This window comes from Paenibacillus etheri, assembly GCF_001012825.1.
Classification (GTDB): domain Bacteria; phylum Bacillota; class Bacilli; order Paenibacillales; family Paenibacillaceae; genus Paenibacillus_AQ; species Paenibacillus_AQ etheri.
Genome location: NZ_LCZJ02000076.1, coordinates 1 through 18,868 on the forward strand (window position 1 = coordinate 1; position 18,868 = coordinate 18,868).

General features: G+C 45.7%; 17 protein-coding genes and 2 riboswitches. Of the genes, 11 read left to right on the forward strand and 6 right to left on the reverse strand.

The features are described 5' to 3' along the window. Nucleotides 1–214 precede the first annotated feature (214 nt). The gene (locus UQ64_RS28355) at nt 215–1,090 is read left to right on the forward strand and encodes an aldose 1-epimerase family protein (protein ID WP_060626791.1); all 876 of its coding nucleotides are present in this window, start codon (nt 215–217) and stop codon (nt 1,088–1,090) included. A gap of 783 nt (nt 1,091–1,873) precedes the next feature. Here the strand turns inward: UQ64_RS28355 and UQ64_RS28360 are convergent. After that, a complete protein-coding gene (locus UQ64_RS28360) occupies nt 1,874–3,664 on the reverse strand; it encodes a flavocytochrome c (RefSeq protein ID WP_060626792.1) in 1,791 nt (596 codons plus the stop codon). Nucleotides 3,665–3,936: 272 nt separating this feature from the next. Between UQ64_RS28360 and UQ64_RS28365 the strand changes: the two genes are divergently transcribed. After that, the gene (locus UQ64_RS28365) at nt 3,937–5,523 is read left to right on the forward strand and encodes a cache domain-containing sensor histidine kinase (protein WP_060626793.1); all 1,587 of its coding nucleotides are present in this window, start codon (nt 3,937–3,939) and stop codon (nt 5,521–5,523) included. After that, on the forward strand, nt 5,492–6,280 hold the full coding sequence (locus UQ64_RS28370) for a response regulator transcription factor (protein ID WP_167348535.1): 789 nt from the start codon (nt 5,492–5,494) through the stop codon (nt 6,278–6,280). Before UQ64_RS28365 ends, UQ64_RS28370 begins: the two co-directional genes overlap by 32 nt. 136 nt (nt 6,281–6,416) lie before the next feature. Here the strand turns inward: UQ64_RS28370 and UQ64_RS28375 are convergent, their stop codons facing one another. The 3 genes from UQ64_RS28375 to UQ64_RS28385 are packed head-to-tail and all read right to left on the reverse strand — an operon-like array spanning nt 6,417 to nt 7,959. After that, nucleotides 6,417–6,869, reverse strand: coding sequence for a hypothetical protein (locus tag UQ64_RS28375; protein ID WP_060626795.1), 453 nt, complete (start codon nt 6,867–6,869; stop codon nt 6,417–6,419). Nucleotides 6,870–6,908: 39 nt separating this feature from the next. After that, nucleotides 6,909–7,430, reverse strand: a complete 522-nt coding sequence (locus UQ64_RS28380) for a hypothetical protein (RefSeq protein ID WP_060626796.1) — start codon at nt 7,428–7,430, stop codon at nt 6,909–6,911. Nucleotides 7,431–7,446: 16 nt separating this feature from the next. After that, the gene (locus tag UQ64_RS28385) at nt 7,447–7,959 is read right to left on the reverse strand and encodes a hypothetical protein (RefSeq protein ID WP_060626797.1); all 513 of its coding nucleotides are present in this window, start codon (nt 7,957–7,959) and stop codon (nt 7,447–7,449) included. A 112-nt stretch (nt 7,960–8,071) separates the two neighbouring features. Then, nucleotides 8,072–8,237, reverse strand: a riboswitch (cyclic di-AMP (ydaO/yuaA leader). A gap of 420 nt (nt 8,238–8,657) precedes the next feature. After that, nucleotides 8,658–8,847, forward strand: a riboswitch (cyclic di-AMP (ydaO/yuaA leader). Between the two features lie 190 nt (nt 8,848–9,037). Here UQ64_RS28385 and UQ64_RS28390 point away from each other — a divergent pair. The 6 genes from UQ64_RS28390 (at nt 9,038) to UQ64_RS28410 (ending at nt 16,476) form a co-directional block, all read left to right on the forward strand. Continuing rightward, entirely contained in the window at nt 9,038–9,454 is a 417-nt protein-coding gene (locus UQ64_RS28390) for a hypothetical protein (protein ID WP_060626798.1), read from the forward strand. 126 nt (nt 9,455–9,580) lie between these two features. Continuing rightward, nucleotides 9,581–9,658 (forward strand): K(+)-transporting ATPase subunit F, encoded by a 78-nt coding sequence (gene kdpF / locus UQ64_RS33065; protein ID WP_076116927.1) that lies wholly within the window; start codon nt 9,581–9,583, stop codon nt 9,656–9,658. A gap of 12 nt (nt 9,659–9,670) precedes the next feature. Then, entirely contained in the window at nt 9,671–11,347 is a 1,677-nt protein-coding gene (gene kdpA, locus UQ64_RS28395; protein ID WP_060626799.1) for a potassium-transporting ATPase subunit KdpA, read from the forward strand. A 16-nt stretch (nt 11,348–11,363) separates the two neighbouring features. After that, a complete protein-coding gene (kdpB, locus tag UQ64_RS28400; protein ID WP_060626800.1) occupies nt 11,364–13,397 on the forward strand; it encodes a potassium-transporting ATPase subunit KdpB in 2,034 nt (677 codons plus the stop codon). A gap of 37 nt (nt 13,398–13,434) precedes the next feature. Beyond that, on the forward strand, nt 13,435–14,061 hold the full coding sequence (kdpC, locus tag UQ64_RS28405) for a potassium-transporting ATPase subunit KdpC (RefSeq protein WP_425339631.1): 627 nt from the start codon (nt 13,435–13,437) through the stop codon (nt 14,059–14,061). A 90-nt stretch (nt 14,062–14,151) separates the two neighbouring features. After that, on the forward strand, nt 14,152–16,476 hold the full coding sequence (locus UQ64_RS28410) for a histidine kinase (RefSeq protein ID WP_060626801.1): 2,325 nt from the start codon (nt 14,152–14,154) through the stop codon (nt 16,474–16,476). 103 nt (nt 16,477–16,579) lie between these two features. Here UQ64_RS28410 and UQ64_RS28415 read toward each other — a convergent pair whose 3' ends face one another. Beyond that, nucleotides 16,580–16,819: a glutaredoxin family protein gene (locus UQ64_RS28415; protein ID WP_060626802.1), complete on the reverse strand. Its 240-nt coding sequence runs from the start codon at nt 16,817–16,819 to the stop codon at nt 16,580–16,582. Then, nucleotides 16,816–17,142 carry a bacillithiol system redox-active protein YtxJ gene (gene ytxJ / locus UQ64_RS28420; RefSeq protein WP_060626803.1) on the reverse strand — a complete coding sequence of 109 codons (327 nt, stop codon included), beginning with the start codon at nt 17,140–17,142 and terminating at the stop codon, nt 16,816–16,818. Before ytxJ ends, UQ64_RS28415 begins: the two co-directional genes overlap by 4 nt. Before the next feature lie 227 nt (nt 17,143–17,369). Here ytxJ and UQ64_RS28425 point away from each other — a divergent pair, with 227 nt between their 5' ends. Together UQ64_RS28425 and UQ64_RS28430 are read left to right on the forward strand one after the other, a co-directional pair. Beyond that, entirely contained in the window at nt 17,370–18,092 is a 723-nt protein-coding gene (locus tag UQ64_RS28425) for an SDR family NAD(P)-dependent oxidoreductase (RefSeq protein WP_060626804.1), read from the forward strand. A gap of 43 nt (nt 18,093–18,135) precedes the next feature. Beyond that, nucleotides 18,136–18,771 carry a ThuA domain-containing protein gene (locus UQ64_RS28430; RefSeq protein WP_060626805.1) on the forward strand — a complete coding sequence of 212 codons (636 nt, stop codon included), beginning with the start codon at nt 18,136–18,138 and terminating at the stop codon, nt 18,769–18,771. The last annotated feature ends 97 nt before the right edge of the window (nt 18,772–18,868 follow it).

An 18,868-nucleotide genomic window follows, 5' to 3' on the forward strand; every position in this document is an offset into this window, starting at 1 on the left:
CAACCGGGTTGCTCTAACAATCCTTCGGTAAATCTGACAGGGGTGAAATCCTGCGAATAAGCGAGCATTCATGAGAAAACTGAATCGTACTGAGGGAGCTCAATAAGCACGAAGAAACGGCAGCTGATGAATTGGCTGTCTTTTTCTCAACTCCCTCAAGAACTTTGATATAATATGGGTATCTAGACTATAAGTATGAAAGGGGAGTACAACAATGAATAAAATTTTGCGCAGCAGCTCGGCGGAAGCTGAGATTAATACCCTTGGGGCGGAACTGATCAGCTTCAGAAAGCTGGATCCGGAAGCTGAATACATCTGGAGCGGTGACGCCACGTTTTGGACAGGCCGTTCTCCGGTGCTGTTTCCCATTATTGGTGCGGCCCGGAACGGAGAGATTAAGGTGGACTGCAAAGCCTATAAGATCGGCAATCACGGATTCGCCAGACGCAGCGAATTTACGCTGGTCCAAGAAAGCGACACCCACGCGGTTTACCGCCTCTCTTATGATGAGAAAACCCTGGCCAGTTATCCTTTTAAATTCAACCTATATATTACATATAAACTGAATGCAAGCACACTGGAACTTAGTTACCGGGTGGAAAATAGCGATGAACAGGATATCTTCTTCCAGCTCGGAACCCACCCGGCGTTCAATTGTCCGCTTGATGACAACGGTAGCCTGAACGATTACTATCTGGAGTTCGCTGAATCGGAAAACCTTGAAAGGTTGTTCTTGAATTCGGACGGCCTGCTGATCAGCGGCAAATCGGAGCCCGTTCTGAAACAAGAGACCATCTTGCCTTTATCCCATGAAATGTTCGCCGAAGGCGCATTGATTTTCCGAAATGTGAGCTCTCGGCAGATTTCGCTTAGAAGCAAGCACTCCGCCAAAAGCGTAGTTGTCAGCTATAAGGGTTTTCCCGACCTCGGCATCTGGCAGCCTTTGAACGCTCCCTTCATATGCATCGAGCCTTGGCAAGGAGTAGCGGATATGGACGTCTTCGAAGGTGAACTTCAAGCTAAAGAGGGAATAATCACCCTGGAGCCGGGGGCGAATTTCACAAGCTCCCTGACCATAGAAATCAACTGACGATCCGAAGGGATCAGCAGGGTTCTCAACTGGTTAAGTCCTGGTAAAATATTTTATAGGAGGGGGTAATGTAAATTCACAATAGGTTAAATCAGATTAGAATTGTGAACAAATCAAACTACAAAACAAAAAGTTTTTTCAATAGTATATGCAATTATTACCGGAGTTTTTTTTGGTTTAGTAGCAAAAATTATGGATAGTCCTGATTTCAACCCAATATTCACTAATATAGGTAATCGTCTTGGTATATGTTTTTTGTTGCGACACTTTTATCGGTTTTTATTCGCCCAAATTAGCGGCTGTAGCACCTGATTGTGCGTATATTATGTGGTATGCGCGTGGAAGCAATTTGTTATCTAATATTGTTTTAGCCCTTCCAATCACAGTATTGCTGTCAGAAGGGTTTGAATTACGTAACGCTTACTTACCCATTCATAGTAATTATCATTTAATGCCATTGCTTATGGGGATATATCTAATAATGATAGTTGTTGATAGTACCAGAAAATAAATGGGCAATTTTGATTCCACTAACAGAGAACGATAAAAGAGCAGCGAGTTAGACGAGCGTAGCCCCTAGGCTCCACCATAAAAAAACCGTGAAGATCTTCGTGGTCACACTTTTGGTCACAGTGCTTATTTTTTTCATGACGAAGAGACGAATACATAGAAAACCGCCCTGTTCGCAATGTTGCTGACAGGGCGGTTTTCTATGTCATAGAGGGCAGCTTGAACGTTAGTAGACAACCTGCGCTCAACAAACTATCTTGCACGTTTTTAAGATTACTCTGCTACAACTTGTTTGCCTGCAATCCGGCCGAATGTGAAGATATCAGCGATGGCATTACCGCCAAGACGGTTTGCACCATGAATGACCCCTGTTACTTCACCTGCAGCGAACAGCCCAGGGATGACTTCGCCTTTTTCATTCAATACGCGAGTCTTCTCGTCGATCACCAAGCCGCCCATTGTATGGTGAACGGATGGTACAGCTTTTTCGATGTAGTATGGACCTTTTTCAAGAGATTTCAATCCACCGCGATGTTTGAAATCAAGGTCTTTACCTGTTTTCGCATAATCATTTACTTTATTAATCGTTTCTTTCAAAGTGTTCACGTCAATTTTGAAGAAATTAGCCGCCTCTTCAATCGTATCGGCTTTAAAGAGCAAGCCTTGTTTAACGAGTTGATCGTATTCGTCTTGATGAACTTCGATCGTTTTACCGATATCCGCAATGCCTTGATTCCATAATTGATACGTATATCCGCCCGTTTGGGCAAGAATTGCTTTAGAAATAACGTCACGACGTTCTAATTCCTCAACGAAGCGCTTGCCTTCTTGGTTAATCAGGATCGCACCATCGAAGCGGGAGTCTGCAACCAGGGAAATAACACCGGTCTCAGGATTACAGATTGGATACGTTTGAATATTCTCCATGTTTGTCAGCTTGGCGCCAATCGTTTCTGCCATAACGATACCGTCACCTGTAGATCCTGGTGTATCGGTAGACATATATTTTTCGTCCATTTTAGGGTTATACTTTTTACGCATCTCTACATTGGATCCAAAACCACCGGTAGCGATGATGACGCCTTTGTTCGCATGGAATGTGATCTTGTCGCCAGTACCCGAAGTCGCAGTTACACCTGTTACTTTGCCGCTTTCGTCCTTCAGCAAGGTTTCGGCTTTCATATTCGTTTTGATCGTGATTCGATCAGCGTCTGTTTTGGCTTTTAACTTGGTAATCAATTCAACACCTGTATGACCTACAGGAATCAACGCACGTTTTCTGGAATGGCCTCCAAATTGGAACAGATGATCAGGTAAGAACTCTACCTTGATCTCATCGCGCAGCCATTCGGCAGATGTTAGAGCATTGTCGGCAAGAATACGAACCATCTTTGGATCCCCGAGGTTGTCTCCGCCTTTCATCGTATCATTATAGAACAAGTCAGCCGTGTCATCTGTGATGCCAAGAGCACGTTCAACCCAGTTGTCAGGCGCATTCATCTCACCACCGGAGATCAATGTGTTGCCGCCAACAGCTGGCATTTTCTCGAGCAGAACTACATTAGCTCCAGCGCTCTTCGCTTCGATAGCCGCACTAAAGCCAGCACCCCCGGCACCGATGACGACAACATCATAGGTTTGCTCGGCTTCTTCTTTGTCTTTGCTTCTACTGACTGCAGTGCCAGCGGCAAGGGTAAGTCCAGACTTCGTAATTGCATCTTGAATGGCTTCGAGATATCCTTTGCTTGTAACCGTAGATCCGCTAACGGCATCAACTTTTGCGCTGTTAGTTGCCATGACATCTTGCTTGAGCTGCGTATAAACAGGTTCTGCAAGTACTTCATTTTCCTTATGCTCTGTTACTTTAATGTCAGTGATCTTGTTATCTAATAAGGAAACTTGTACTTTAATATCGCCATGTTTACCTTGCCCAACTCCTTCAAAGACTTGAACTCCGTTTGCATCTGCAGCGGGTGCTGCATCTTTACCGCCGCAGGCAGCAAGCGTGAACATAAGACTGAGGACTAGCAGAATAGATAACAGCTTTTTCGTGTGAGTTCGCATAATATCTCCTTCATTCTGTTGTGAATTGGTTACATACACTAGGGAGAGAAAGATCTGCTAGGCAAATGCTTTATCTCTAGCCTAGACATGAATGGTGTTTCATGTGAAAATATGCACAAGACCTATTATAGATTTAGTACAGCATTATGTATTTGCACAGATTAGCGTTTTTTTGTCTTTTTCGGGCATGTAAGAAACGGATATTGTGAAAGGCTATGATTACAATGAAATCAATTCACTTAAAAATAACGTTAATCGCAGGAGGCTGCTTCTTGCTGCTGTTCGTTGCATTGCTTGTAACGATATATTTGGAGATGAACCATACGGTTCTCCCTTTGAATAAGAACTTAACGCAGCAAGTGGTTACTGCACGCAGCGACCAGATCGATTATTGGTTTAATCAGCGCATCGGTGAGATAGACATGCTTGCTTCTCTAGCTTCGGACCATCAGTGGACACGAGATGAATTGCTGCAAGAGATCGATAAGTTCGAGGCGAAGAAGCAAGTAGAGTACGAATCCATACGCGTGGTAGATATTGACGGGAATTCCTGGTCAGCAAGGGACAAGCCTTTTTCGATACTAAACCGACCCTACTATCGAAAACTGCTGAATTCAGATTCCAATTATGTGGTGAGCAATCCGATCGTATCCAAAGCGAATGCAGCCGAAATCGTCGTCATTCTCTATCGCGTGAATCCATCGGTGAATGATGAGGTAGCTTATATTGCCGCAGCCGTCTCCGTCAAGAAGATGAAGGAGATTGCTCAAGATGTAATGCTATATGACCAGTCAGGCCAGCTTATCGTCGATTGTAGAGAGCTGGGTGAAGGAGATAGAGCGGAGGATGCAGCAGATAAGAAGAACATGAGTGTATTTGAGGCTCCAATTCAAAATGTGGAAGGCTGGAAGCTCGTACTCGAAGTACCGAATTCAAGTCTATCGCTAGCGGTGATCAAAACCCAGCGGACTGCATTACTGGTAGGCGTTCTGATCGGTAGTGTGTTTTTCGTCTTGCTGATGCTGCTTGCTTCTTCCATTATTCGTCCAATTCAGTTGCTTCGCCAGGTAATGGAAACTGTACAGAACGGCAACCAAACCATACGAGCAGATGTTACGCGCTCGGATGAGATCGGTGATCTTGGGCGAAGCTTCAATGACATGCTTGTTCAATTGTACGCTGTGGAGCAGGACCGAAAGGAGATGGAACTCAGACTGATTCATGAGCAGATCAAGCCGCACTTTTTATACAACACATTGGATACGATCCAGTGGATGGCAATGGAACATGGAGCAGACAATGTGGTGGAGATGGTGGAAGCGCTTAGCGCGTATTTCCGATTAGGGCTTGGCACAGGCAGTCCCTACATTCCGCTTGATCAGGAGTTGTACCATGTCGAGAGTTATCTTCGTATTCAAGGCGTGCGATATGAGGAGATTCTGGACTACGAGCTTCGATATGATGAAAAGCTTGCTCAGTGCCAAGTCGTTCGCTTCATGCTGCAGCCGTTGGTGGAAAATGCGATTTATCACGGGATTAAGCCACTTGGGGATCAAAAGTGCAAAATTTCGATTACAGCATATAAACAGGTCGATTATTTGGTCATTAAGGTTGAAAATAATGGGGTTATGATTCCGGAAGAGAAGCTTGAACAGATGAATCAAGCCCTTCTTGATGATAAATATGATCGTTCTGCCACAGGCTTTGGGCTATACAGTGTAAACCATCGCATTCGACTAGCTTACGGGGCGCCCTATGGCCTTGCAGTGAAGAGCGAAGATGGTATTACCGTTATGGACATTCGAATACCTTTGGAAGGGGAGTGGAATGAAGATGTGGAAGATTGTCATCGTCGATGATGAAACGATCATTCGCAAAGGCTTGCGACAATACATTGAGGAGAGTCCGTATCTTTTTGAGGTTGCAGGAGAAGCGAAAAGTGCAAACGAAGCATTGAATATGGTGGAGGAAGCCCCACCACATGTATGTCTTGTGGACATCAACATGCCGAATATGAATGGACTCGATCTAATGAATATATTGCGTGAACGCTGCCCGTCGGTTCTGGTTGTCATCATCAGCGGCTACGATAACTTTGAATATGCGCGTCAAGCCGTGCAACTGCAGGCATTCGATTATGTATTAAAACCTGTGCCGAAGAGTGATCTGAACAAGCTGCTTCATCGAATCAATGAGCATCTTCAGGCAAAATATCCTTTGCATTCACATGAAAGCAGGGTGGATAAGGAGCGGGAGCTTCCCGGGTTTACAGGAGATGGAACAGTGCTTATCCAAAAAGTGACCGAGTATATTGATAGTCATTATCAGGATTCGGAGCTATCTATTGCTCGAGTAGCAGCGCTATTTCATATCAATCAAACCTATCTTAGCAAGCGTATGAAGCAAGAAATCGGTGCTTCATTCCTTGACTATGTCACCGAGCTTCGGATATCGAAGGCGAAGGAGATTCTGGATAACGTAATGCCGAATATCAAGATCGGGGATCTGGCCGTGAAGGTAGGGTATAAGAGCCAGTATTATTTTAGTCGTGTGTTCAAAAATAGAGTCGGCTCAAGCCCCTTAGAGTACAAGAAGCATCCGTTCGGTAGTGGATAGAAGGGCCATTCTCATCCTGTTGTATAAACTTGCCTTATAATAAGATTGAAGCCCTCTGCAGCACGCCACGGATGCTATGTTCGGAGCCGCCTTCTATCAATACGGTTGGACGGAAATCTATTTGCTGCTTGAAAAATTATACAACGGATAGATTACCACAAGGCAGCAAATCCTCTTGAGCTGTCAGTTGCTCCCGCACATGCCTAAGTTGCGTTTTAAGTACAGGAACACTCTTTTGCAGGATGATGCTTATTTGAGGTAAAGATAGCTTTAGGCCATACCACATCACTTTTACAAGCTGCTCCTCCCAAGGCAATGCCTTGGCAGACAGGAGAGACCGGCGTGCGTAATAATCGGCGCATTGTCGGATACAAGAGCGGTAAGCTTCGATAGAGAATAGCTGGCTGTCGAAGCTTTTTTGACGGAATATTTTATGAAGCTCTTTAAAAGTACGTATCGTAACTTTCTCGGCTTCTGCTGATTGTTGTAACAACATGGAACTGAGCGTATAGATATCATTCGTATACTTTTGAACACACTCTGCAAATATAATTCTGCGGGTTGATTCGGCAGGTAAGGGGTCAGGCATGATAAACACGATCCTTTCAAAATGAGTTATGGGATGAACCTATAATATAGAAAAGTAAGAAATGGATTTGTTGATAAGCTCGGTGGTATCAGGTTCTGGATAACTATGTTTTTGAAGCGCAACACTGGATATAGCCTTAGACGGTTTATAGTATAGCCGCCCTCCTCTGGAGTCTCTCCCGCCGGCGACAGCTCTGTACAGACGACCTTGCTCAATATGCCCTGCCAAGGATTTACCCTGCAGCTTGGCTTTTAAATCCTGTAATGCACCTTGAACTAGTTCAAACTGAGTCTGATCCCACTCTGAACCATGGGTATGCACTCGATCTATAGCTTCCTCAAGTCGACAATGGTAAATCATTCTGAGAAAAGAGCTCCATTTAATGAGGTCGAAGGTTTTGGTATTGGCAGAGATAAGACATGCCCCCCAGCTGCTACCTCCTTTACAGGTAAGCTTCAGGATGCCATAACGGCTGCCTGGATCGGCCTCCATTCCATAGTGAATAGGCTCAGGTGAATCAAAGACGAATACTTCTATGCGAGATAGTCTTCGCTGGTCCATGACAGATTTCTCCTCCTTAGGTTTCCAAAAGCTTAAGATCAACATGGTGAGCGACGTTAGCCTTCTCTATACAGGCGAGCATTTCAGCTTCATTCTCACAGACTGCGGCATGCTCCAGCCATAATCGAAATTTCTGTTTGCGTATAACGGATAAATGTAAGGGAAAGGTGTTGCGGGATCTCATTACGTACCAACCGACAGCAACATCTTTCCAAGGTTCCTTAAAAGCGGTGAGCCACGGAAAACGTTGGTGTGCAGACCAATCCTGCAGCTGCTGCTTTTCTCGGATATTTTTATATATTTCGTATATTATTCTTCGGTCCATACAGTGTTCACAGGTAGATGGGCTGCCGAAATGGCGCAGTGATTCAATCTGGTTCTGACCAAATGCGTAGCCGACAATCGTTCTGTGATGATTCTCTTCGAACCATAACGCTCCAAAGCAAACATAATTTAGACTTATCGGCTCAAGCAGCCCTTTCTGAGTTCCCCAATAATAGTGTTTCATTCCTTTCACCCCGTCCAGCATGCTATCACCCTATAGATTCAGGTAACGCAAAAACCGCAGCAAGAGGAGGACCTCTGCTGCGGTTTTGGAATACAGGTATACACACACCTGTACCAAAGCGTGGCGGATCAAGGGTCTCTCTCTTTACGCTTACGAGGTTAGCTGTCGGATTCGGACGGTGAGAGTCGCCCTACCTATGTGAGACTTGAACAGTCTCCTTCGGATTCACCCCAAGTAGGCCATGTGGCCTGATGGTTCCCCCGTTCCCTGCAAATGCAGGAACTCAGCGTTGAATGTATTTCGTGAAATAGATTCAACCCGAATCATACTCTTTTCAAGGTGTTTCTGTAAAAACAGAAAGTGTTCTTTTGAGCGCAATTTAAACCATATCCTGCCGACTACGACGAAAAAGAGAACCAAATAGGTATTTATTGCGAGTTATCGAGCCTCTTCCTCGCTTAATCTCGGCTTTTTGTTTTCTTACCTATTAGGGCGATTTTTGGAGATTTCTCAATTTGTGGTGAATAAAATCACATGGCATGCCCGCTTTTCGCTAATGGATCCAAACTCGAGTAAACAAGAGATATAGAGAGATTGGATATCAAGTAAGCGCTATCCAATGGGAAAATGGTTTTTAATTTGCATTATTTTGCCATCATTCAGGTTTTACAATTCTTCCTGCATAAGGGTATGATTACTCCTGTTTCAACAACAATCGAATATTTGATCCGCTTAATTTCCGTTAAGGAAAGCGGGGGAACCAACAATCGGCAGACGATGTGAGAGTCGGAAGCCGGTTATGGGGTGAATCCTGTAGAGGGTGCGAGTGAGCTCGCATCTATACAGGTAGGGCGACTCTCACCGCCCGAATCCGACAGCTAACCTCGTAAGCGTATGGAGAGAGGATGAGTGCAATGTGACCGCTAGCGAGCCACAGAGGAGAATCCTTTGTGGCTTTTTGCTGTGCTTTTTTAAGCAAAGCATTTATGGAGCCCTCACGAAGAGGTCGTTAAATTCATTATTAGCGGTAGCTTTTCTTACAAAGATTAGGGTGATCACTCTCTGATCTTACAAGTAAAGCATTTGAGGAGAATAAGAGATGACGGATCAGAATGAATACGTACTGGTATGTGCGCCAACGAAGGCTGGCGAACATTTCATTAAGCTATTGAAATTCAGAGGCATTAAGATGGCGGGGTTGACCAACAACTTAGCTGAGAAAGCCCTACTCGAAGAGATGGGGATTGAGCGAGTTATTTTAGTAGATACCCGCCATCAGAATACTTGGTTTCGCCCATCGTTCCCGGTAGGCCGGGTATATCTGTTCGAAAGCAGCTTTACGTTATGCTGCCGCTATATTCAGATGTGCCGCACCTGGACGACGCAGCCGATTTTTGTAATCACAAGTTCAATAAATCCTAGATTGGTCTATAAAAGACTTGGCGCGAGTTATGTAATCTATTCCCACAGTGGTGATGCTGATTTTCTGGTAGATAAATCACCTCATCAAGGATAAAAGAAGGAGTGCGGGAGATATGATGGATCTGTATATGGTGGCTTCGTTAGCTGTAATTTACGGGTTGTTTTATGGATTTATGCGCTGGTGCGCAGGTGTAGTTGAGGATACAGGGAGGGATAAGCTGTGATTCTAGTAATCGCTGTTACCCTACTGCTGTTTCTATATCTGGTTTACGCATTGATTCATCCGGAGAAATTTTAAGGAGGGGCATTCATGGGCATTTTGCAAATAGTTGCTGTAATCGTAATTCTTATCTTGCTGGTTAAGCCGATGGGCACGTATTTATATCATGTATTTTCTAATGAACCGAACCGTACGGATCGATGGTTTGGAGGCATGGAAAAAGGAGTTTATAAGCTGATCGGCCTGAAAAAACGGGACGGAATGTCCTGGAAGAAGTATGCGCTCAGCTTTGTGTTAACAAATATCGTATTGGTTACTTTCAGTTATATTGTTCTTAGATTGCAGCGGGGATTGCCGTTAAACCCGAATGGAATTACGGATATGGAACAGACGCTTTCATTCAATACAGTGATCAGCTTTATGACCAATACGAACCTGCAGCATTATAGCGGGGAGACAGGGCTTTCGTATTTTTCACAAATGGCTGTCATCACGATGATGATGTTCACATCTGCAGCGAGCGGATTTTCTGTTGCGGTTGCCTTTGTCAGAGGAATCACAGGACGGAAATCAGTCGGGAACTTCTTCGAGGATTTCGTCAAAGCACATATTCGTGTGTTCATTCCGCTAGCTTTGTTAGTTTCATTGGTGCTGGTAGGACTGCATGTGCCACAAACGCTCAAGCCATCACTTGAAGTCACTACACTAGAGGGCCAAACACAACAAATTGCTATCGGTCCAGTAGCTTCTTTGGAATCGATCAAACATCTGGGCACGAATGGTGGCGGCTTCTTCGGGGCCAATTCATCCCATCCTTTTGAGAACCCTAATCCACTAACGAACGTTCTGGAGATTCTCTCTATGTGGATGCTGCCAGCTTCGCTCCCTTATATGTACGGATTGTTTGCCAAGAACAAACGTCAGGGCTGGGTAATTTTTACCGCAATGATGACCTTGTTTGTTCTGCTATTAAGCCTAAACTTCTATGCTGAATCAAAGGGTAATCCGGCGATCAATGCACTAGGAATCGAATCTTCACAAGGTAGCATGGAAGGTAAAGAGGTACGCTTCGGCATACCGCAATCTTCCTTGTTTACTTCAGTAACAACCGCAGCTACGACAGGTAGTGTTAACAATATGCATGATACGCTGACACCGCTGGGAGGCATTACGCCTCTGGCACTGATGATGCTCAACAATGTCTTCGGTGGTAAAGGTGTCGGACTGATCAATATGCTGATGTATGCGATTCTGGGTGTCTTCCTGTGCGGTCTGATGGTCGGCAGGACACCGGAGTTCCTCGGACGGAAGATAGAGGCCAAGGAGATGAAGCTGATTGCCATTGCGATCCTTGTTCATCCGTTCATTATCCTTGTGCCAACCGCAGCTGCGTTCCTGACCGATTTGGGGCAAGGGGCGATTACGAACACTGGATTCCATGGACTCAGCCAAGTGTTATATGAATATGTCTCTTCTGCCGCGAACAATGGCTCAGGATTTGAAGGACTCGCGGACAACACAACCTTTTGGAATGTTACAACCGGGATTGTCATGCTGCTAGGTCGTTATGTCTCTATGATCGCAATGCTGGCAGTAGCAGGTTCTCTGCTTAAGAAGAAGCCGGTTCCTGAGACGATTGGCACATTCCGCACAGACAATGGACTGTTTACGGGGATTCTGATTGGTACCGTAGTGATTATCGGTGCGCTGACGTTCCTGCCGGTCATTGTACTCGGCCCCATTGCAGAATATCTAACCTTACGGTAGGAAGAGGGAGAATAAGATGAGTACTGTAAAAAGAAAAAAGCTGCTGACGGGACCCATACTCCTTAGCGCTGTAAAGGATAGTTTTATAAAGCTTAACCCAGTAACACTAATCAAAAATCCAGTCATGTTCGTGGTAGAGGTCGGTACGATCATTGTCCTCCTCATGGTGCTGGCTCCTGGATATTTTAATGCAGAGCAATCGATAGGCTTCAATATCACAGTGTTGTTCATTCTGCTATTTACAGTGCTGTTTGCGAACTTCGCTGAGGCACTGGCGGAAGGCCGGGGGAAAGCCCAAGCAGATTCGCTCAAGAAAACAAAACAAGATATCACAGCTAACAAACTGGTTGGAGGAGCGGTGAAGACAGTCTCTTCTTCCGAGCTACGTAAAGGAGATATCGTCATCGTCAGTCAGGGAGAACTCATCCCTGGTGACGGTGAGGTGATTGAAGGGCTGGCTTCCGTAGATGAATCAGCGATTACTGGTGAATCTGCCCCAGTAATCAAGGAAGCTGGCGGGGACTTTGGTTCCGTTACAGGCGGCACACGGGTCGTCAGTGATGAGATTAAAGTCAAAATTACAAGCGATCCTGGTGAGTCGTTTCTAGATCGAATGATCTCCCTTGTAGAAGGGGCGAAACGTCAGAAGACACCTAATGAAATTGCACTAAATACGCTCTTGATCAGTCTGACGCTAATTTTTCTGATAGTAGTAGTGACCTTGCGGCCGATTGCAACTTATCTAGGCGTTGATCTTGATATTCCTGTCATGATCGCCTTGTTGGTCTGTCTGATCCCGACAACAATTGGGGGACTGCTCTCCGCAATCGGAATAGCGGGTATGGACCGGGTGACCCAGTTTAATGTACTCGCGATGTCAGGGAAGGCCGTTGAGGCTGCCGGCGATATTAATACGATGATCTTAGATAAGACCGGTACGATTACCTTCGGAAACCGGATGGCGAGTGAATTTGTACCTGTCGGAAATGAATCCGAAGCTGAGCTTACGGCATGGGCGACCATTAGTTCTCTAAAGGATGAGACGCCTGAGGGTCGATCTGTTGTTGAGCTGGCCAAGAAGCTGGAACGCAGCTATGACGGCAAGCTTGCTGAAGGTGGGGAATTCGTAGAGTTTAAGGCGGAAACCCGGATGAGTGGTATTGATCTGCAAGATGGACGCTGTGTACGTAAAGGCGCAGTAGACTCCGTGAAGAAGTGGGTACAGTCGAAAGGCGGAGTCATTCCCGCGAATCTTGACAGTAATTCTGATGCTATCGCTCGGATGGGGGGAACCCCGTTAGCGGTTGCGGTAGATAATCGGATCTATGGACTTATTTACTTGAAGGATACCGTTAAGCCAGGCATGAAAGAGCGGTTTGATGAGCTGCGGAAAATGGGGATCAAGACCATCATGTGTACGGGTGACAATCCGCTGACCGCCGCTACGATTGCTCGCGAGGCGGGTGTAGATGATTTCATCGCTGAAAGTACACCTGAGGATAAAATAGCAGTTATTCGCCGCGAACAGAACGAGGGCAAACTGGTTGCCATGACAGGGGATGGTACAAATGATGCCCCGGCCCTTGCACAAGCTGATGTGGGCTTAGCCATGAACAGTGGTACTACAGCTGCTAAGGAAGCAGCAAATATGGTAGATTTGGACTCCGACCCTTCGAAGATTATTGAGGTCGTTGCGATTGGTAAACAGCTGCTGATGACGCGGGGCGCGTTGACAACTTTTAGTATTGCGAATGATATTGCAAAGTATTTCGCCATTATTCCGGCGATGTTCATGATTGCCATTCCGGAAATGGAAGCCCTGAATGTGATGGGACTGGGCTCGCCAAGCTCGGCTATAATATCCGCATTAATATTTAATGCAATTATTATTCCGCTGCTCATTCCGCTGGCTATGAAGGGTGTTTCGTATAAAGCTATGAGCTCTACGAAGCTGCTCGGACGAAATATTTTTATCTATGGGCTAGGTGGAGTGGTGGTTCCTTTTGCGGGCATCAAGCTCATTGATATGATCGTAAGTGTATGGATTTAAAGACGTGTTGACTAATTATTGGAAGGGTGAGAGCATCGTGAATAACGGAAACTCTATTGAGGACACTGAAGAGCAGTTGTCATCATCGAAAGGTGCTTATTTCTTTATTATTCTACGACTAAGTTTAGTATTTATTGTTCTCTGCGGAGTGATCTATCCTCTGACGACTACAGCGCTTGCCCAGGTTCTGATGCCGTCGCAAGCGAACGGTAGCTTGCTTAAGAATGATGCTGGAGTAGTTGTAGGCTCGGAGCTCATTGGTCAGAACTTTACGAATCCAGCTTTATTTCATGGTCGTGTGTCCAGTATTGAGTATAAAGCAGAAGCTTCGGGCTCCAATAACTACGCTCCATCCAATCCGGATATGCTTCAGCGGACCAAGGACTTCATTACGCAGTGGCAGCTCGATAACCCGGATGTGCCCGTGAACAAATTGCCCGTCGATTTGGTGACCAACTCGGGTTCGGGGCTTGATCCGCATATCACACCTGGTTCGGCTATCGTACAGATTCCTCGGATTAGCAATTTAACGGGTATTCCTGCCACACAGCTGGAAGAGCTCGTGAATAAGCATACCGAGGGTCGTGATTTGGGGCTGTTCGGTGAAGAACGGGTAAATGTGTTGAAGCTGAACATGGATCTTCTGAAACTATCGAACAAATAAATATTGCAAATGTCCCTGCCAGATCTCTAGAATCGGGCAGGGATATCTTGCTTTCTAGTGCATGATCGGGTTTATGAAGGAGTGGTCTTGATGGGAACATACCGGAGGAAGACGCCGGAGGAACTGCTGCTCTCGATCTATGAGCTGCATCGGGGACGTATGAAGATTTATATTGGTCCGGTCAGTGGGTCGGGCAAAACGTATCAGATGCTGCGTGAGGGCCAGGCGCTAAAAGCGCAGGGAATCGATGTCGTGATCTGTGCGGTTTCGACGAATCAGAGTCCAGAAACTAAGGATCAGCTGGGCGATTTGGAACGGATTCCAAGTATTCATTGGTTTCAGAAGGATATCGAGAAGAAGGATCTTGATGTGGAAGCTATTGTGGCACGTAATCCTGAAGTTGTGCTTACTGACGGCTTGGCGCACCAGAACCGCGAGGGTGCGGAGAGGTCTGGAAGACTGGACGATATCAAATATTTATTGAGCAATGGGATTAGTGTCATCACAACTGTAAACGTATACGAACTGGAAGGTGCTGCGGATCTGGCACGGAAATGGACCGGGATTGAGGTAGAGCATTCTCTTCCCGCTGAGGTGCTTGCCCTTGCCGATGATATCGTTCTAATTGATGTGACTCCAGAAAAGATACTTCAGCGCTTGTCCGAAGGACATTTAGGGAAGCGCCAGCAGAGATCGCTTTTTAACAAGGGTAATTTAAGCAAACTGCGGGAGCTGGCACTTCGGATGGTCGCTGAGGATGTTAATGATTCATTGGAGAAACACCGGGAAGAACAAGGGCTGCAGGGAGCTTCGGGGATCGCAGAGAAGGTGTTGGTGTCCGCACAGTATTATTGGAATGGCTCGATCCATATCCGGCGTGGACAGCAGATTGCCAAGCGGTTAAATGGCGATCTTTCAGTAGTGTCATTCTGGAAGCAGGGTCTCACCCTTTCTAAGGAAGCAGCTACCTTTAAGCGTTCCCTCTGGAAGCTGACCGAGAAGATTGATGCCTCTATGGAGGAGATCACCTTTCGCTCGAAGCGGGAGATCCCACGTCTGTTGGTAAAATACGCGATCGAACACAATATTACCCGAATCGTTATGGGACACTCCAAGCAGACCGCTTGGCAGGAATTATGGAAAGGCTCAATCGCTAATTCGTTACTGAAGCAAATCAGAGGTGTGGATGTGTTCTTCGTGGCGGATCGCGCAGATCGTGAAGGAGAACGTGTACTTCCAACCCGGCAGAGTCGTAATGAACGGAAAGCGGATGCCTATCACAGGTTAAGCAGTCAGGAAGTAAAGGATAAAATCGATGCGATTCGCGGAGGAACCTTTAAGGTATATATTGGGGCTGCTCCCGGTGTGGGCAAGACTTACAAGATGCTGCGTGAAGGAAATGATCTCTTGAAGAGAGGGATCGATGTCGTGATAGGACTCCTTGAAACGCATGGCCGCAAAGAAACTCTTGAACAAATCGGCGATTTGGAGATCCTTCCACGTCTACGTATGGAGTACCGCGGGACTGTCCTTGAGGAAATGGATACGGCAGCTATTATTAAGCGCAATCCTGAAGTCGTGCTAGTGGATGAACTCGCTCATACCAATATGCCAGGCAGCAAACATAAGAAGCGTTACATGGATGTTATGGAGCTGCTGGATGCGGGAATATCTGTGATCTCAACCGTGAACGTTCAGCATTTAGAAAGTCTGAATGATGCGGTAGAGCAAATTACAGGAGTTAGAGTAAGAGAGACTTTTCCAGACAGTATCCTGCAGCGAGCGAACGAGGTAGAGCTTATTGATGTATCCCCTAAGACGCTTCAAGAGCGGATGAAGGACGGAAAAATATATGCCATGGCCAAGGTGGACCAGGCGCTGGGAGCTTTTTTCAAAATCGGGAATTTGATCGCTCTTCGGGAGCTGGCGCTGCGGGAAATTGCTGATGATGTGGATGAGCGGTTAGAAGCTTGGGAGCGTGTCGGTTCGCTACGGGGGCCTTGGAGGCGTCAGGAAGTCATTTATGTATGTATCACCTTGGGGGATCATGCGGAGCGCTTAATTCGGCGTGGTTTTCGGATTGCATATCGTCTAAAAGCTTGCTGGTATGTTACGTATGTGCAGGAACTTAAACAGAATGGACCCGTTTATGATAAACGTATAAATGATTTAAAGGAATTGACGGAACGACTGGGTGGAACGTTTAAAATGATTCCTAACGTGCTCCCCGCCCGAGTGGCGTCCTTGCTGCTTGAAAGATCTCAAGCTTTGCAGAGCACTCAGATTATTATCGGTCAATCACAGCGCTCATGGCTGCGAAAAAGTCTTCGCGGCGATGTTACCAAGCAGATTCTGCGTTCTGCCAGAAACGTGGATGTGCTGGTCGTGGCAGATCTCATACGTGAGGAAGCATAGACAATGACTAATGAAAAAGGGTACCTTCAAGCCGGTTGGCTATGAGGATACCCTTTTTTGCAGCTATGAATTACATCATGTGCTGAATAATTTAATAGCTGAATTATTGGGCAGCTTCGATGAGTGCTTGCAGCGCAGGAAGATTAAATCCCTTGATCGCTTGATCCCCTGCTACGGTGACAGGAACGCCCATGAATCCAAGCTTCTCAACTTCCTCTTGATAGACTGTGCTGGTCATAACATCTCTTACTTCAAAAGGGACACCCTGCTCCGTAAGATAATTTTTAACCAAATTACAGTCACTGCACCCTGCGGTTGAATAGACAATCACTGGCTCACTCATTGGTTCACAGCCTCTTTAATAGCATCTCGTGTGATCTTCCAGTGGGAAGTGTTCCAACGAACCTCATTGTCCTCAAGCAGGAAGAGTTGTGGAGATTCATGTTTGATGCCAAAATCCTCAGCAATTTGATTAGAAACGGAACGATCCTCGATGACTAAGACCACTGCTGCAGCAGTATCCGCATCCTTCAGATAAACCTGAAACTCTTCATTAGCTTTAGCGCTAATCGGGCAGGTGGTGCTGTGTTTGAACAGCAGCTTCTTGCCAGGCTTAGCTACATATTGCTCAAGATCCTCCAGCGTATGGAGTTGTTGAATAGACATAGATATCACCCTCCTGGGATCGTTATTTTGCTAACAATTGTGTTGTTAACAACCTGTAATCATGATTGTAACATATATCAAAATTAAAACAAAAAGGATTCTGAAAGGCTTGCACAAGAGGTGCTATACCTGAATCCAGTCGCGTTGAAAAAAAGAGTATCGCATGCTAAGGTGAAAAGAAGCAACATGCCTAACCATATCGCTACGAGATAGGAGTGTTCAGAAGAATGAAGAGAGTTGCATGTGTAACTGGAGCTGACCAGGGGCTCGGACTGTCGCTTGTACGTTCGTTATTAGCCAAACAGTTCTCAGTATTTGCAGGACAGTTTTTGAAAGAATCAGAAGATTTGAAAGCGCTTAAAGAGCGATATCCTGAACAGTTGGAGCTTATTCCCCTAGATATCAGCAATAAAGATAGTGTAAAGCAGGCTGCACGAGTAATATCCAGTAAAACTGGATATGTCGATATTATAATTAATAATGCAGGTATTATTCGTTCTGCTGATAATGCTACTGTGCTGGTGGAACTGGATGATGAAGGCATGGCAGAAATATATAATGTAAATACGCTTGGCGCGTTAAGAGTCAGCAATGCACTTATGGGACTGTTACTACAAAGTGAGGATAAATTAATCGTCAATATTTCATCGGAGGCAGGCAGTATTACCCGAAATAAGCGCATCAACATGTATGGCTATTGTATGTCGAAGGCAGCACTGAATATGCAGTCCTCCTTGATGCATAATCATCTGAAAACGCTTGGGGGTCAAGTGATGGTGTTCCATCCTGGCTGGCTGCAGACTTATATGCATGGGAAGAAGGATGAGCAAGCGGAAATGACTCCGGACCAGTCGGCAGAGCAGATTATCGATCTTGTTCTGAATTATAAAAAATATATGGGCGAGGAACCGGCCTATCTGGATACGGATGGCAGCCCTTGGTCGTGGTAGAACAGATATCTCAAAATAGGATAAGAAGAAGGGCGTTGATAACATGTCTACACTAAAAGCACTTGCACTTGGAAGCTACTCGGAGGTTAAATATCACCCATTTGCAGGTGTGGACCGGGAGATCGAGCAAATACTTGCAAATGACCTACAGGTTTTCTCTTCAGAGGATCATGGGTTGCTTAATAAAGAAACGTTGTCTGATTACAAGCTGGTAATCTCCTACACCGAATTTTCTGATGACAAAATCCCGGCAGAACAAAGCAGTGCTTTGCTCTCCTATGTGGCTGGCGGGGGCGGACTACTAGTGGTACATAACGGAATTTCCTTACAGCGCAATCAGGAGCTAGGTGCTATGCTGGGCGCACATTTCACTCATCATCCAGAATACACTTCGCTACAGATGTCTATACCCGCACGCGAGCACCCCATTATGCAGGGGATAGAAGAATTTGTGATCGAGGATGAGCCGTATTATTTTGAGAGGCATCCTTATTTCGAAACGACGGTGCTCGCTGAATATCCTCATGAGGGAGCTATGCGCCAAGCGGCTTGGTGTCACGAATTTGGTTTGGGCCGGGTTGTTTATTTAATGCCAGGGCATCATTTACCTTCATTCTCAGTAGAGCCATTCCGCGAAATGATTCGTAGAGGTGGGCTTTGGGCAGCAGGATTATTGTAGAATATAATCGGATATATTTGTTGTAAGATTATAAATGAGACCAACTGTGGGATAACTACGGTTGGATTTTTTTGTTGACTCTTACATTGATGTCAGG

What these genes read in the sequence shown, in the direction of transcription:
- UQ64_RS28355 (WP_060626791.1), top strand. Translation starts at nt 215, where the DNA reads ATGAATAAAATTTTGCGCAGCAGCTCGGCGGAAGCTGAGATTAATACC.
- UQ64_RS28360 (WP_060626792.1), bottom strand. Translation starts at nt 3,664, where the DNA reads ATGCGAACTCACACGAAAAAGCTGTTATCTATTCTGCTAGTCCTCAGT.
- UQ64_RS28370 (WP_167348535.1), top strand. Translation starts at nt 5,492, where the DNA reads ATGAAGATGTGGAAGATTGTCATCGTCGATGATGAAACGATCATTCGC.
- UQ64_RS28375 (WP_060626795.1), bottom strand. Translation starts at nt 6,869, where the DNA reads ATGCCTGACCCCTTACCTGCCGAATCAACCCGCAGAATTATATTTGCA.
- UQ64_RS28380 (WP_060626796.1), bottom strand. Translation starts at nt 7,430, where the DNA reads ATGGACCAGCGAAGACTATCTCGCATAGAAGTATTCGTCTTTGATTCA.
- UQ64_RS28385 (WP_060626797.1), bottom strand. Translation starts at nt 7,959, where the DNA reads ATGCTGGACGGGGTGAAAGGAATGAAACACTATTATTGGGGAACTCAG.
- UQ64_RS28390 (WP_060626798.1), top strand. Translation starts at nt 9,038, where the DNA reads ATGACGGATCAGAATGAATACGTACTGGTATGTGCGCCAACGAAGGCT.
- kdpA (WP_060626799.1), top strand. Translation starts at nt 9,671, where the DNA reads ATGGGCATTTTGCAAATAGTTGCTGTAATCGTAATTCTTATCTTGCTG.
- kdpB (WP_060626800.1), top strand. Translation starts at nt 11,364, where the DNA reads ATGAGTACTGTAAAAAGAAAAAAGCTGCTGACGGGACCCATACTCCTT.
- UQ64_RS28410 (WP_060626801.1), top strand. Translation starts at nt 14,152, where the DNA reads ATGGGAACATACCGGAGGAAGACGCCGGAGGAACTGCTGCTCTCGATC.
- UQ64_RS28415 (WP_060626802.1), bottom strand. Translation starts at nt 16,819, where the DNA reads ATGAGTGAGCCAGTGATTGTCTATTCAACCGCAGGGTGCAGTGACTGT.
- ytxJ (WP_060626803.1), bottom strand. Translation starts at nt 17,142, where the DNA reads ATGTCTATTCAACAACTCCATACGCTGGAGGATCTTGAGCAATATGTA.
- UQ64_RS28425 (WP_060626804.1), top strand. Translation starts at nt 17,370, where the DNA reads ATGAAGAGAGTTGCATGTGTAACTGGAGCTGACCAGGGGCTCGGACTG.
- UQ64_RS28430 (WP_060626805.1), top strand. Translation starts at nt 18,136, where the DNA reads ATGTCTACACTAAAAGCACTTGCACTTGGAAGCTACTCGGAGGTTAAA.